Source organism: Tundrisphaera macrotermitis, assembly GCF_051175315.1.
Lineage (GTDB): Bacteria > Planctomycetota > Planctomycetia > Isosphaerales > Isosphaeraceae > Tundrisphaera.
In genome coordinates this window covers 3,061,917-3,074,478 of sequence record NZ_CP195100.1, presented here as the reverse complement: position 1 = coordinate 3,074,478, position 12,562 = coordinate 3,061,917, and the positions used below count along the sequence as shown (strand labels likewise).

At 69.8% G+C, this 12,562-nt stretch carries 12 protein-coding genes; 6 read left to right on the top strand and 6 right to left on the bottom strand.

The window, feature by feature from the left end:
• The first annotated feature begins 140 nt into the window (after nt 1–140).
• Nucleotides 141–1,178 (top strand): hypothetical protein, encoded by a 1,038-nt coding sequence (locus TA3x_RS12340; protein WP_435021612.1) that lies wholly within the window; start codon nt 141–143, stop codon nt 1,176–1,178.
• Between the two features lie 60 nt (nt 1,179–1,238).
• On the opposite strand, the gene TA3x_RS12335 is transcribed toward TA3x_RS12340, so the two are convergent.
• From TA3x_RS12335 to TA3x_RS12310, 6 genes are all read right to left on the bottom strand, one after another.
• Complete coding sequence (locus TA3x_RS12335; protein ID WP_435021610.1) at nt 1,239–2,507, bottom strand: GNAT family N-acetyltransferase; 1,269 nt, start codon at nt 2,505–2,507, stop codon at nt 1,239–1,241.
• Between the two features lie 215 nt (nt 2,508–2,722).
• Entirely contained in the window at nt 2,723–3,673 is a 951-nt protein-coding gene (locus TA3x_RS12330; RefSeq protein WP_435021608.1) for an alpha/beta fold hydrolase, read from the bottom strand.
• A gap of 115 nt (nt 3,674–3,788) precedes the next feature.
• Complete coding sequence (locus tag TA3x_RS12325; protein ID WP_435021606.1) at nt 3,789–5,144, bottom strand: FG-GAP repeat domain-containing protein; 1,356 nt, start codon at nt 5,142–5,144, stop codon at nt 3,789–3,791.
• A gap of 51 nt (nt 5,145–5,195) precedes the next feature.
• A complete protein-coding gene (locus tag TA3x_RS12320) occupies nt 5,196–5,549 on the bottom strand; it encodes a translation initiation factor (RefSeq protein WP_435021604.1) in 354 nt (117 codons plus the stop codon).
• Between the two features lie 24 nt (nt 5,550–5,573).
• Complete coding sequence (locus TA3x_RS12315) at nt 5,574–6,095, bottom strand: DinB family protein (protein WP_435021602.1); 522 nt, start codon at nt 6,093–6,095, stop codon at nt 5,574–5,576.
• 4 nt (nt 6,096–6,099) lie between these two features.
• Nucleotides 6,100–6,597: a hypothetical protein gene (locus tag TA3x_RS12310; RefSeq protein ID WP_435021600.1), complete on the bottom strand. Its 498-nt coding sequence runs from the start codon at nt 6,595–6,597 to the stop codon at nt 6,100–6,102.
• A gap of 208 nt (nt 6,598–6,805) precedes the next feature.
• Here TA3x_RS12310 and TA3x_RS12305 point away from each other — a divergent pair, with 208 nt between their 5' ends.
• From TA3x_RS12305 to TA3x_RS12285, 5 genes are all read left to right on the top strand, one after another.
• On the top strand, nt 6,806–8,572 hold the full coding sequence (locus tag TA3x_RS12305) for an NADPH-dependent assimilatory sulfite reductase hemoprotein subunit (RefSeq protein WP_435021598.1): 1,767 nt from the start codon (nt 6,806–6,808) through the stop codon (nt 8,570–8,572).
• Nucleotides 8,569–9,465: an SMP-30/gluconolactonase/LRE family protein gene (locus TA3x_RS12300; protein WP_435021596.1), complete on the top strand. Its 897-nt coding sequence runs from the start codon at nt 8,569–8,571 to the stop codon at nt 9,463–9,465. Before TA3x_RS12305 ends, TA3x_RS12300 begins: the two co-directional genes overlap by 4 nt.
• Nucleotides 9,466–9,581: 116 nt before the next feature.
• Nucleotides 9,582–11,087 carry an ABC transporter substrate-binding protein gene (locus TA3x_RS12295; protein ID WP_435021594.1) on the top strand — a complete coding sequence of 502 codons (1,506 nt, stop codon included), beginning with the start codon at nt 9,582–9,584 and terminating at the stop codon, nt 11,085–11,087.
• A 44-nt stretch (nt 11,088–11,131) separates the two neighbouring features.
• Nucleotides 11,132–11,710 carry a hypothetical protein gene (locus TA3x_RS12290; protein WP_435021592.1) on the top strand — a complete coding sequence of 193 codons (579 nt, stop codon included), beginning with the start codon at nt 11,132–11,134 and terminating at the stop codon, nt 11,708–11,710.
• Nucleotides 11,711–11,729: 19 nt separating this feature from the next.
• A complete protein-coding gene (locus TA3x_RS12285; protein WP_435021590.1) occupies nt 11,730–12,389 on the top strand; it encodes an HAD family hydrolase in 660 nt (219 codons plus the stop codon).
• Nucleotides 12,390–12,562: the final 173 nt, after the last annotated feature.

Below are 12,562 nucleotides of genomic sequence, written 5' to 3'. Positions count from 1 at the left end.
CGACGCCGCGATGATTTTTCGAGTCATCGCCAAGATCGAGCCTCGTCATTCGTAGAACCCCGAGACCGCCCGCCAGCGTAAGATTCCACGGGGCAGGCCCATCGCTTGCCCCGCCCCCCCTTCGCGAGGAGGTGCCCCCGATGGCGCGGGTTCCCGATTTTTCCACCGCGGCCCTCCCCGGCCAGGTCGGCTCACCCAAGACGGTCCAATGCCCCGAATGCGGGGTCGTGCTCAACGTGCCCGCCACGGCCGCGGGTCGCCGACTGAAGTGTCCCCGTTGCGAGACGCGGTTCCCGGCCCCCGAGGCCAGTTCCGCGGTCATCCCGACGATCAATGGGTCGAGCGCCGCCTCGTCCATGTATGCCCCGATGGATCGCGAGGGGGGGAGCAGCGGGGATTTCACCCTGCCGAGTTCCCTGCCCCCCCTGCGAGAAACATTCGACCTGCCCTTGCTCTCGGACCTGGGCCCGACCACCCCGCCGGCGGGGGCCGCCCCCCCCGTGTCCGACGCGATGGCGCTGTTCCAGGACGAACCCAAGGCGGCACGGCGTCCCAAGGGGGCGGAAGCCCGCGCCGATGCCCGCCGATGCCCGACGTGCAGCGGCGTGGTCCCGGTTGGGATGTCGCTCTGCTCGAAGTGCGGGCTCGACCTGGACACCGGGCAGAGGGTCGAGACGCTCGACCTGTTCGACGAGGCCCCGGCGGCCCCGCGCCAGGTCTCGTTCCCGATGGGCGTCTTCATCATCGGCGGCATCAGCGCCCTGGGCAGCGTGATCCTGGCCGTGGTCTCGCTGCTGGCCTGGAACAAGGGGATGCAGGGGGCGGAATTCCTCCTGGCGATCTGCCTGTTCGGGGTCTACGCCTCCGTCCAGTTCCTCCGCCGCAAGTCGGCGAGGCTGCTGATGGTCGCCCTCAGCATCGGCATCTTCATCAACATCGCCGCCTTGATCGCCCTGCCGATCTACCACGCCAACTTCGTGGATGACGCGGTTCCGACCGATATCATCGCGCCGGCCCCCGGGTCGCTCGAAGAACTCGAAGGCCCGCGCATCCGCTCGATCGACGAGCGGCTGGACATGGGCAAGATCAAGCTGGGCGTGACGCTCCTGCTCGGCTACGCGGCCCTGGCCGTCTACATGAACACCCCGTCGTTCCGGCGGCAGTTCGCCAGGCACTGATCCGACCGGATTCGGCCGGACTACCTGATCCGCCGCCCGGATGGCCGGGCGGCGGACCTCTCAGGCCGTGGCCGCGTCGAGCGGGCTCCTCCAGACCGGGCGGGCCGGGAACAGGATCCGCGCGGCGTCCAGGGCGGTGCCGGTGGAGGATTCCACGCCGTCCTCCTCGACCGCGCGTTCGATCCCGGTGTGGCCCATCAGGAGCCGGACCAGGGCCGGGCCGGAGAGGGTCAGGTGCCGCCGGCTCAGCTTGTCCGGCTCGACTCGCGATTTGTCGGCCTCGACGTGGAGGAGCCAGCGGCGCTCCCCGACCGTGAGGCCCAGCTCGACCGGGGTGGAGACGCCCGACGCCGCGACCCTCTGGATGAGCTCCGGCATGGCCGAGGTGAGGAACTTCTCCAGGTTGGGGATGTGGTACATCGAGGTCATCCCTTCCCATTCCTCCTGGTCGATGATCCGGCCCGAGGCCTGGACGAACGCCTCCATGACCGGGTGATCCGGCGGAGCGTGGACGATCACCTGGGGATAGGCCCGCTCCAGCGCCTCGGCGCGGATCCGGCCGAGCAGGGCCTTGAGGGCCTGGGGATAGGCGGGATCGGTCGCGATCTCCAGGATCCGGTGATCCTTGACGAAGGCATAGCCCCGGACCGATTCGCCCTGGCAGGCGACCCAGATCACGTGGGCGTAGCGGCGACCAATCATCCACCGCCAGTAGTCCTCGGATCGGATGACCGACCCGTTGGTCCGGGCGAACTGGCGATCATACAGGCTCATCAGGTCGTTGAGTTCGACCTGCCGCCAGGGCCGGACGTGCCAGAAACCGCCCTTCCCTTCGACCACCCCGTCGCTCACCTGGGGGAGGTTCCGGCTGAGGGTCTGCCCCAGGCTCTGCCGCCCGCACACCCCCCAGCCCAGGGGCCGGAAGACCTGCGGCATGCCGGTGGTCAGGGCCTGGAGGGCGACGCCGGTCTCGCGGGCCCGGCTATCGGCCAGGCGGATGAGATTCTGAGCGAACCCGAGGCCGCGATATTCGGGCAGGGTGCCGACCCACATCACCCCGTTCATCGCGAGCGTGGTCGAGCCATAGCGGATCGACCGATCCGTCAGGTGGATGTGGCTGACGACGCGGTGATCCACCTTGACGAGGATCCGCTGGTCGGGCCGATAGTCCGGGTCGCCCAGCGCCCCCAGGAACGCCTCGCGGTCCGCCCCGGGGAAGACATGGAGCAGGGCCTGGTAGACCGCCTCGTGGTCGGCCTCGGTGCCGAGGCTAAACTCGACGGAGCCACGACGATAAGGTAGCCGCACGACCGGCTCGGACGCTTTCATCAATGGAATACCTTCGGGGCGAGCCGCGAACGTTTCGATGCCGGCGTCGGGTCGGGGCGAGCCGCCCCGGCGATGAGACTTCCCATTGTAGGAGGCGCGTCGCCGGTCTGCCGCTAGTTGTATGAGAAAACGCGCGGATTTTCTCGACCGGCGGTCCGGAACGGGCCCCGGTCGCGGCATCCTCCCCCGACGGACGGGCCATCGCCGGAGCCCGGCTAGTTCCCGGAACTCCCGCCCGCGACCGCGTCGGGGCGGGGAGCGTCGCCGGTCGGCGGTTCGACCCGGCGCGCCTGGGGCTTGAGATGGGCATCGAAGAATTCGAAGGTGACGTCCATGGTGCGGTGATTTTCCCGGCCGAACCACCCATGCCCCGCGCCGACCACCAGTTCCACCCGCCCCTTGACGCCGGCCCGGTTCATGGCGGCGGCCAGCCGGGTCGCCTGGTCGAACGGGACGATCGGGTCGTTGGTGCCGTGGAACGTCAGCATCGGGGGGTCGTCCCGGGTGACGAACGTGACGGGCGACGCCTTGGCGGCCATCTCGGGCAACTCGTCGGGCAGCTTGCCCAGGAAGTCGCGGATCAGGAACCGCGAGGTCAGCGGGATGCGCGACGCCAGCAAGTCGGTGGGGCCGAAGTAGTTGACGACCGCCGCGACCCGGGAGCTGGGGGCCCCGGGGGGCACGCCACCTTCCAGGCCATCCTCCGGGCTGGTCACGCCCAGCATCAGCGAGAGATGCCCGCCCGCCGAGAATCCCATCGCCCCGATCCGCTCGGGGTCGATCCGATATTCCTCGGCGTGGGTCCGGAGCCACCGCACGGCCGCCTTGACGTCGTGGACCTGCGCGGGGAATCGATCCTGTGGGCAGAAGCGATATTGCGGCGAGATCGCCACGTAACCCCGCCGGGCCAGGTCGGCCAGGAGGCCGCGGTGGTGGGCCTTGTTCCCGGTCCGCCAGGCCCCGCCGTGGATGACCACGACCGCCGGGAACGGCCCCGCCTCCTCGGAGGGTTGGGCCAGGTCGAGCTTGAGCGACCGGCCTCCGACGTTGGCATATTCCAGGTCGAGAATCACGTCGGTCGATCGTTCATCGCCGGCGAAGGTGGGCACGACCCAGACCGTCAATACGAGCGTCGCGAGCCACCGGGGACCCATCCGCATCGCCATGTCGACTGCTCACTTCAGGGTGGTCGGGGATCGTGGACAGGAACCCCCGACCTCCATCATCGGATGGCGGAACATCCTCCTGCAAGAGATCTGGCCGGATTTGTCATCGCGGGGCTCATGGCCGACCGATCGGGCGATACCAGACCAGGTTGTGCGTCTTGCCCCCGATGGCCACGACGTCCGGCCGGCCGTCGCCGTCGAGGTCTCCGCCCCGGAGGTCCTGCGCCGCGATCGCGTCGTCCACGACGGTCCTGGTCCAGGCATCCCCCTCGCGGCGGTACATGTTCACCCCGGCCTTGCCGCCCCGGTAGCCGGCGAAGATCTCGTCATCGCCGTCGCCGTCGATGTCGGCCACCCACAGGGCGTGGCCATCGACCAGGGTCGTGTCGATGACCATCCTCGGGCCCAGTTTCCGGTTCCCCTGTTCCGCCGATTGGGACACGTAGACGGCGACGTCGGTGCCGTGCCAGGGCTCGACGGTTGTCAGGAAGTACCGACCGTCCTTGAGCTTGCCGACGTGGACCTCGCTCGCCCCCTTCTTGGGAGCCTCTCCAGGGGCACCCGGGACGATGGTCACCGTTTTCCAGAACTCCGCCCCCGCCACGAACTCGACGTACCGGCGGGTGACGCCCAGATTGCTTGCCGCGAGGATGTGAAGACCGCTGCCCTTGACGGAGGAATCCACGGCGATGGCGTGGGTCACCGGGGCATCACCGGTGTCCCGACCATCGTTGATCGGCCCGAGATAGATCTGCGGCGGATTCCATTTCTGCAGGAAGGCCGTCGCCGGCTGCATCTGATCAGGGCGGAGAAAAGGATTACGGATGCCTCTCGACGGATCGAGTCTGGCAGGCTGATAGGGTTCGAACCCGCAGAATCGCACGTGGGCCGGTTCTTGGGCATAAGTCGGCGGCGTGGCTGAAGGCCCGAACAAGGGGGCGACGATCAAGCGTGTCCTGAAAATCGTGCCGGGGTGTTCCGGCGCCGGATTGCGACCCGGTTGAACGGGGGTCATGCGGACCGAATCCGGCCCGACGTTGAGCTGATCGAACCAGCGGAGCCGGTGGATGCTCGGGACGTCGGCGATGTGGCCCACCTCCCACGGGTCGTCGGGCCCCTTGCCCTGGACGGCCAGCAGGAGTTTGCCCCGCTTCGGCTCGTTCATGGCGAAGTCGTAGGCGATGGCGATCTCCGCCTTGCCGTCGCCGTCGATGTCCGCCGTGGCGCTGCTGATGATGTCCGGCGTCCGGTCCGGCCCGGTCACGATCCGCTTCCGCCAGGTGGGGTTCTCGTACCAGGCGCAGGTGCCCCCGCCCAGGCCCACGATGTCCGGCTTGCCGTCGCCGTTGACGTCGGCCACCTCGACCTGGTAGCCGGCCGGGAAGTCGTCGTCGATGACGATCCGCTCCAGCGGCGGGCCGGCCGCCATCAGGCAAGGGAGGGTGGCCAGGGCCAGGAGGGAACGCAGCATGGGGGGGACTCCGTTCGTTGGGGGGTGTCGGCCGATCCTGGAGAGGTGGGGTCAGCCGCGGCGGACCTTGTAGCCGAGCGTCTTGAGGACGCCCTCGGCGCCGGCGATCTGGTCGCCCTGCAACTCGATCACGCCGTCCTTGACCGTCCCGCCCGAGTTGCAGCGGGACTTGAGCCGGGTGGCGAGGTCGGCGAGGTCGTTGCCCTCGGGGTCGAGCCCGCTCACCGTGGTGACGGACTTCCCTTTGGGGCGTTTCTCGACCCGAATCCGCGCCGTCTGGGTCTCCGGGGGGATCCGGACCGGCTCGACCACCGGCGGCGGGCAGGTGCAATCGGTTTCGAGCCGGCCGCAGCGCTCGCAGGTCGGGGGACGATCGAAGGGCGTCCCGGCGAACAATCGTCCCATGAGATGGCCTCCCGGCCCGTCGAGTCAGAAGCCGGGGTTGCCCGCATAACGGGGATAGATCGCCAGGCCGAGCTTGGCCCGCTTGGCATACAGGAATTTGAGGTGGTGGTCCATGTGATTCACCGCCTTGGCCAGGGCCTCGGCCAGGGTCACGCGGCCGGCCACCGTGTGCGTCCCGGCGCGGGCGAAGTCGGCCTCGTCGAGCCGGCGGAGGACGCGGGTCATCCAGGTCCGGTTGGCGGCCAGGAGCGTGGCGGCCTCCTCGGGGGGCATCTCGTTGGAGCCGAGCCGCTCGATCCAGGCGTTCTCGTCGAAGGCCTGGAGGGTGGGCGAGTCCTCGGCGATCAGCCGCTTCATCCGGTCGGCCAGGACGAGGTCGGTGTCCACGATGTGGGCGATCACCTCGGCCGGGCTCCAGGCCCCGGGGCCGGGGCGGGCGGATGCGGCCTCGGGCGTCAGTCCGGAGGCGGCCTGGACCAGGATCGGCCCGCCGTCGGCGAAGCGGCCGATCACGCCGGCGATCTGGGAGGTTCGGCTGGGAATCACGCGATCAATCTCCCCTCGGGGGTTCCTTGCGCCAGATGGCCAGGCGGGTGTACGGGTATTCGAGGAACCAGATTTCCTGCTCGACGCCCAGTTCCTCCGCGAACCGATGCGCGACCAGGTAGTTCACGACCTCCAGCGACGCATCCAGGATGGTGGTCCGCGAATCGGAATGGGCCTCGGTGTCGTGGAAGATGAACCGGATCACCAGCACCCGCTCGTCGATCGGCTCCGGCCCGTTCAGGAACCGGCCGTCCATCTCGTAGATCGAATAGCCCCGCGAGGCATGGTAGAGCGTCCGGACCCAGGCGTCGGCGTCGAATCCGGCATCGTCCTTGGTTCGCGAGGCGATCGACCGCTGCACGAACGGGATGGCGCGGATCGCCTCCTCGTTGAACAGGTCTTCGAGGACTTCCTGGACCTTGCCGAAGTAGCCGAGCTTCTTGGGCAGGATCACCTCGTACATCCGCGCGGCCTTGGGGCCTTCCAGATGGTATCCGGTCATCGACCTACCTCTTCGCGCGTCGGCCGGGCGGCGCCAAACCCGAGTGTACCCGAGGAGCCACGGGGGTTTCGAGGCCGCCGACCATGCCTCGATTGATTTCGAGGGGCCTGGATCGTTATGATGGAATGGTCGGAATGTTGATGTTGGAACCGAAGATTCAGGTGATACGATGGTCGGCGACTCGACGATCGGTCAGGAGGCCGCACGCATGGAGCCCAAGGCGCCCAAGCCTAGCAAAGTCGAGGCCATCAAGATCGCCAGCCAGTTCCTCAAGGTGCAACTCGCCGAGGAACTCCACAATGGCGTGGCCCACTTCAGCGAAGACGCGGCCACGGTGCTGAAGTTCCACGGGAGCTACCAGCAGGACGACCGCGACCACCGCACGCAGCTCAAGAAGGAAGGCAAGGAGAAGGACTTCCGCCTGATGGTCCGGGTCCGGGTGCCCGGCGGCAAGGCGACCGCCGCGCAGTACCTGGCCGTCGACGAGCTGGCCCGGACCGTGGGCAACGGGACCCTGCGGATCACGACCCGGCAGGAATTCCAGATCTACGGCGTCCTGAAGTCCGACCTCCCGTCGACCATGCGGCGGATCAACGAGATCCTGCTGTCGACCCTGGCCGCGTGCGGCGACGTCGAGCGCAACGTCCTGTGCTGCCCCGCGCCGATCCATGACGGGATCCGCGACGCGATGCAGCAGGACGTCGACCTGTTCGCCGCCCACTTCGCCCCCCGGGCATCGAGCTACTTCGACATCTGGCTGGACGGCGAGAAGGTCGCTAACCCAGACTTCCCGGTCCCCGGCCCGATCCGGGTGCCGACCGCCGGCGACGAGCCGTCCGAGCCGATCTACGGCAAGGCGTTCCTGCCCCGCAAGTTCAAGACCGCCTTCGCCCTGCCCGAGGACAACTGCACCGACGTCCTGGCCAATGACCTCGGCTTCCTCGCCGTGGTCGAGGGCGGGGAGCTGGTCGGCTACAACGTGGTGGTCGGCGGCGGCCTGGGCACGACCCCGAGCGCCGAGAAGACCTTCCCCGCACTGGCCGAGGATCTCGCCTTCGTGCCCCGCGACCAGATCCTCGACGTCGGCGAGGCGGTCATGAAGGTCTACCGCGACCACGGCAACCGCTCCGACCGCAAGAGGGCCCGGATCAAGTACCTGGTCTACGATTGGGGCATGGACAGGTTCCGCGCCACGGTCGCGGAGTACCTCGGCCGGTCCCTGGAGCCCAGCAAGCCGATCCGGATCACCGAGGTCGACGACCACCTGGGCTGGCACGAGCAGGGGGACGGCAAGGTGTTCCTGGGCCTGCCCGTCGAGAACGGCCGGCTCAAGGACGTGGGCGACTTCCGGTTCCTCACCGGCCTCCGCACCTTCTTCGCGAAGTACGGCACCCCGGCGCGGATGACCTGCCAGCAGTCGATCATCCTGGCGGGGATCGACCCGGCCCACAAGGCCGAGATCGAGCAGCTCCTGGTCGACCACGGGATCGCCCGGGTCGAGCAGATCTCCACGGTCCGCCGCTGGTCGATGGCCTGCCCCGCCCTGCCCACCTGCGGCCTGGCCGTGACCGAGGCCGAGCGGGCCCTGCCCACGATCATGAACCAGCTGGAAGCCGAGCTGACCAGCCTGGGCCTGGATCGGGACCGGTTCACGGTCCGGATGACCGGCTGCCCCAACGGCTGCGCCCGGCCGTATAACTCGGACATCGGCCTGGTCGGACGGTCGGCGACCCGCAACCCGGACGGCACGCCGGGGCCGGGCACCTACACGATCTTCCTGGGCGGCCGGACCCTGGGCGACCGGCTCAACGTCGAGTTCAAGGACTACGTCCCGTTCGACCGCGTGGTCCCCGAACTCGCCCCGATCCTCGCCCGCTACAAGGACGAGCGGTCGGCCGACGAGACCTTCGGCGACTACTGCCACCGCATCGGCGTCGAGGCCCTGGCCGCCGCCGGGGAGGAAGTCGCCCGATGATCGCCATCCTCCGCGACGCCGGGCTGTCGGACCTGATCGAGCCCGGCGCATCGCTCTCCCCGATCGCGTCGGGCCTCCAGTTCACCGAGGGGCCGCTCTGGCTCCCGGACGGGTCGATCCTGTTCCAGGACATCAAGGCCGAGCAGACCCACCGGATCGACGCCTCGGGCAACGCGACGGTCCTCCGCGAGAAGACCGGCGCCGCCAACGGCCAGACGTTCGACAAGGACGGCAAGATCGTCTTCTGCGAGCAGAACGGCCGCCAGGTGTCGCGGATGAACCCCGACGGCACCGGCGTCGAGACCGTCGCCGTCGCCTGGAAGGGCAAGCACCTCAACAGCCCCAACGACATCGTGGCCCGTTCCGACGGGCTGCTGGTCTTCACCGACCCGCCGTATGGGGTCCAGCCGGCCGACCGCGAGCTCCCGTTCCAGGGCGTGTTCGCCCTCGACGGCGCGGGCCCGCGCGAGCCGAGGCTCCTGCTGGACGACTTCGAGAAGCCCAACGGCCTGGCCTTCTCGCCCGACGAGAAGACCCTGTACGTCTGCGACACCGGCAAGTACCACGTCCGGGCGTTCGACTTCTCGCCCGAGGGGGAGGTCGTCCCGGCCACCGGCCGCGTCTTCTGCACGCTCGACCCCGGCCAGCCCGGCGGCCCGGACGGCATGAAGGTCGATCGCGCGGGGCGGGTCTACGTCGCCGTGGCGCTGGGTGTGTGGGTGTTCGAGCCGACGGGCGAACTCCTGGGCATCCTGGCCATGCCCGCCCGCCCGTCCAACCTGGCCTGGTGCGGACGCGACGGGTCGACCCTGGCGATCACCGCCGTGGATCAGGTCTACCGGGTCCGGCTCAAGGTCGAGGGGCTGATGCCTCCGTTCACGCCCAGGGCCTGAGCCGCCAGCGGTTGCAACTCGTCCCGCCGATCCCCGTTTGATCCGACGGCCCCGGACCCGGTACGATGGAAAGTCGGACGGGTTGGCGTGCAAGGGGCTTCGAGGACTCGGGGATCATGCGGTTTCAGAGAGCGATGCGGTCGGCGGCCTGCTGGGGTGCCTTCCTGATCCAGGCCCTGGCCGGGTGCGAGCGGGCCCCCGAGCCCAAGGCCGAGGCGCCGGCCCGCCCGTACCAGGGGGTCAAGCTCGTCGTCGGGGCCGTCGGCGACCCGGCGATCCTGGCCTCGGTCAAATCCCAGCGCGGCGAGTGGGCGGCCCGCACCGGCGGCGACATCGAGATCCGCGACACCCCCGTCGACCCGGCCAAGGTCGAAGGCGTTGATGTCCTGATCTTCACCGGCGACCGGATGGGCGACCTCGTCGAGGCGAAGACCCTGGCCGCGATCCCCGACGCCGCGGTCGAGGCCGGTTCGGAAGCCTCCGACGCGTTCGCCTACCAGGAGATCGTCCCGGCCTATCGCGACCTCGTCACCCGCTACGGCCCCGACCGGATGGCCCTGCCCCTGGGCGGATCCGCCCTGGTGATCGCCTACCGTCGGGGGGCGCTCGAACGGCCGGAGATCCGCGAGGCGGCCGAGAAGGCCGGGATCAAGCTCGGCCCGCCCCGGACCTGGGAAGAGTTCGATGCCCTGGCCCGGTTCCTCCACGGCAAGGACTGGGACGGCGACGGCGCCCCGGAATCGGGCCTGGCCCTGGCCTGGGGTTCGGATCCCGAGGGAGTCGGGGACGGGATCTGGCTGGCCCGCGCGGCGGCCTCGGCCTTCCACAAGGACCAGTTCGCCTTCCTGCTCGACTCCGAGACCACCGCCCCCCGGGTCGCGTCCCCTCCGTTCGTCGAATCGCTCCGGGCCCTGGTGGGGCTCGCCGCGTCCGGCCCGGCCGAGGCCAAGGCGTTCGATGCCGAGGCCGCCCGCAAGGCGTTCCGCACCGGCGAGGCGGCCCTCCTGATCGACCGCGCCGAAAGGGCGTCGTCCTGGGGCGAGACGCCGGACGCTGCGATCGGCGTGTGGCCCCTGCCCGGCTCGGGCCGGGTCTTCGACCCGTCGCGCCAGGCCTGGGAAGAGTCGGCCGATCCGAACCGGCCGACCTATCTCCTGAACGGGGGCGGCTGGCTGGCCGGGGTGGTCGCCGCCGGCACGCGTCGCGACGCGGCGCTCGACTTCGCCCGTCACCTTTCCGGGCCCGAGGCGTCCGACCGCATGCGGGCCGAGAAGGGTTTCCCGATGCTCGCGGTCCGAGGCCCTCAGCTGGCCAAGGGGATGAACAGCCCCCGGTCGGCGCCCGGCGTCGAGGCCCGCCCCTGGGCCGAGGCGGTCCGCAAGACCATGGAAAACGAACGCATCGCCCCCGGCCTCCGGATCCCGGATGCACCGGGCTACCTGGCCGACCTGGCCAGGGCGCGGGCGTCCGCGGTCGGGGGGACGCCGGTCGATCAGGCCCTGGACGCGCTGGCGAAGGCCTGGGCCGACCGGAGCAAAGCCCGGGGCGAGGCCCTCCAGACCTGGCACCACCGCCGCGGGCTGCCCGGCGTCATCACCCCGCCCGAGCCGCCCTCGCGCTGAGGCGGCCTTGTTGGAGGGCCGGGGCCGCTGGTCCCGGCGATCGCATGGACGAGTGGGGTCAGGACGCCACGCCCCTGGGCGGGGTCGACACCGAGATCAAGGAACTGCTCGGCCTGTTCGACGTGCCGTCGTTCGCCCGCCGGGGGCAGGACGTCGAGTACGGATTGTCCCGGCTCCGCCTCCGCTGCGCCGCCGAGCGGGCCGGGATGCTCGACATGGTCCGGCTCCGGCTCCGCCAGTGGGCCGGGGTGGCGTCCGGGCCCGAGGCCGCCCGGGCCGCGTTCGCCGCACCGATCGACGACCTGTGGGCGATGGCCCAGGCCGAGGCCCCGCGCTGGGCGTTCGTCACCGCACCTCCCCGGCGGCTCCGGGGCGTCGCGCGCGACCTCATCGCCAGCGTCGAGCGGTTCAACCGGCGGTGGGGCAAATACCTCGACGCGGTCGACCTCGACGCCCTGAATCGTCAAATCGAAGGGTATAACCGCTTCTATCTGCTGGAGAAGGAGTGTAGCCTGGGCTCGGCGGCCCTCGCCTCGCGTCATTTCGTGCCGCTCCCGCCGCTCGCCCGCGATGCGCTCCGGGCCGAGTTTCCCCTCCTGCCCGTCCCCCGGCTCAAATCCTGATCTTTCTCCCGGAGTGGCCATGATCGAACCGCAGCGGATCCAGGGCGTGATCTTCGACATGGATGGCGTCCTGGTGCTCTCCGAGCCGATCATCGCCGAGGCGGCCATCCGGATGTTCGCCGAGAAGGGCTACACCCTGGAGCCCGAGGATTTCCGGCCGTTCATCGGCACCGGCGAGGACCGATTCATCGGCGGGCCGGCCGAGGCGCGGGGCATCCCCCTGGACCCGGAGGTGGACAAGGCCCGCACCTACGCCATCTACCTCGACCTGATCAAGGGTCGGCTCGAACCGCTACCGGGCGTCCGCGACTTCATCGACCTGTGCCGCGAGCGCAGGCTCAAGATCGCCGTCGCGTCGAGCGCCGACGCGATCAAGGTCGAGGGGAACCTGCGGGAGATCGGCATACCCCCCGAGACCTTCGACGCGATCGTCACGGGGAGCGACGTCGCTCACAAGAAGCCGTCGCCCGAGATCTTCCAGGAGGCCGCGCGTCGGCTCGGACTCGACCCCTCATCCTGCCTGGTGGTGGAAGATGCCATCGCCGGCGTGACCGCCGCCAAGCGTGCCGGCGCCCGATGCCTGGCGCTCTCCACCTCGTTCACCCGCGACAAGCTCGCCGACGCCGACTGGGTGGTCGCCGACCTGTCGGCCGCCCCCCGCGAGGTCCTCGACTGGTAATAATCCGGGCCCCCCGCCCTTCCCGACGAGGCGAGGGGCCGGACCCGACCCGATCGTCCGTGCACGCCCCAACATCTGTTTGATGCCCGGGCGATTCCCCCTCTTTGAGCACGATCGAGGAAATGCCCGCCAAGGTCGCGTCGCGGCGCAGGCCGCGGCCGGGGGATCCCCTG

Excerpts from the sequence above, each read along its gene's own strand:
- TA3x_RS12340 (WP_435021612.1), top strand. The coding sequence starts at position 141 with ATGGCGCGGGTTCCCGATTTTTCCACCGCGGCCCTCCCCGGCCAGGTC.
- TA3x_RS12335 (WP_435021610.1), bottom strand. The coding sequence starts at position 2,507 with ATGAAAGCGTCCGAGCCGGTCGTGCGGCTACCTTATCGTCGTGGCTCC.
- TA3x_RS12330 (WP_435021608.1), bottom strand. The coding sequence starts at position 3,673 with ATGGCGATGCGGATGGGTCCCCGGTGGCTCGCGACGCTCGTATTGACG.
- TA3x_RS12325 (WP_435021606.1), bottom strand. The coding sequence starts at position 5,144 with ATGCTGCGTTCCCTCCTGGCCCTGGCCACCCTCCCTTGCCTGATGGCG.
- TA3x_RS12320 (WP_435021604.1), bottom strand. The coding sequence starts at position 5,549 with ATGGGACGATTGTTCGCCGGGACGCCCTTCGATCGTCCCCCGACCTGC.
- TA3x_RS12310 (WP_435021600.1), bottom strand. The coding sequence starts at position 6,597 with ATGACCGGATACCATCTGGAAGGCCCCAAGGCCGCGCGGATGTACGAG.
- TA3x_RS12305 (WP_435021598.1), top strand. The coding sequence starts at position 6,806 with ATGGAGCCCAAGGCGCCCAAGCCTAGCAAAGTCGAGGCCATCAAGATC.
- TA3x_RS12300 (WP_435021596.1), top strand. The coding sequence starts at position 8,569 with ATGATCGCCATCCTCCGCGACGCCGGGCTGTCGGACCTGATCGAGCCC.
- TA3x_RS12295 (WP_435021594.1), top strand. The coding sequence starts at position 9,582 with ATGCGGTTTCAGAGAGCGATGCGGTCGGCGGCCTGCTGGGGTGCCTTC.
- TA3x_RS12290 (WP_435021592.1), top strand. The coding sequence starts at position 11,132 with ATGGACGAGTGGGGTCAGGACGCCACGCCCCTGGGCGGGGTCGACACC.
- TA3x_RS12285 (WP_435021590.1), top strand. The coding sequence starts at position 11,730 with ATGATCGAACCGCAGCGGATCCAGGGCGTGATCTTCGACATGGATGGC.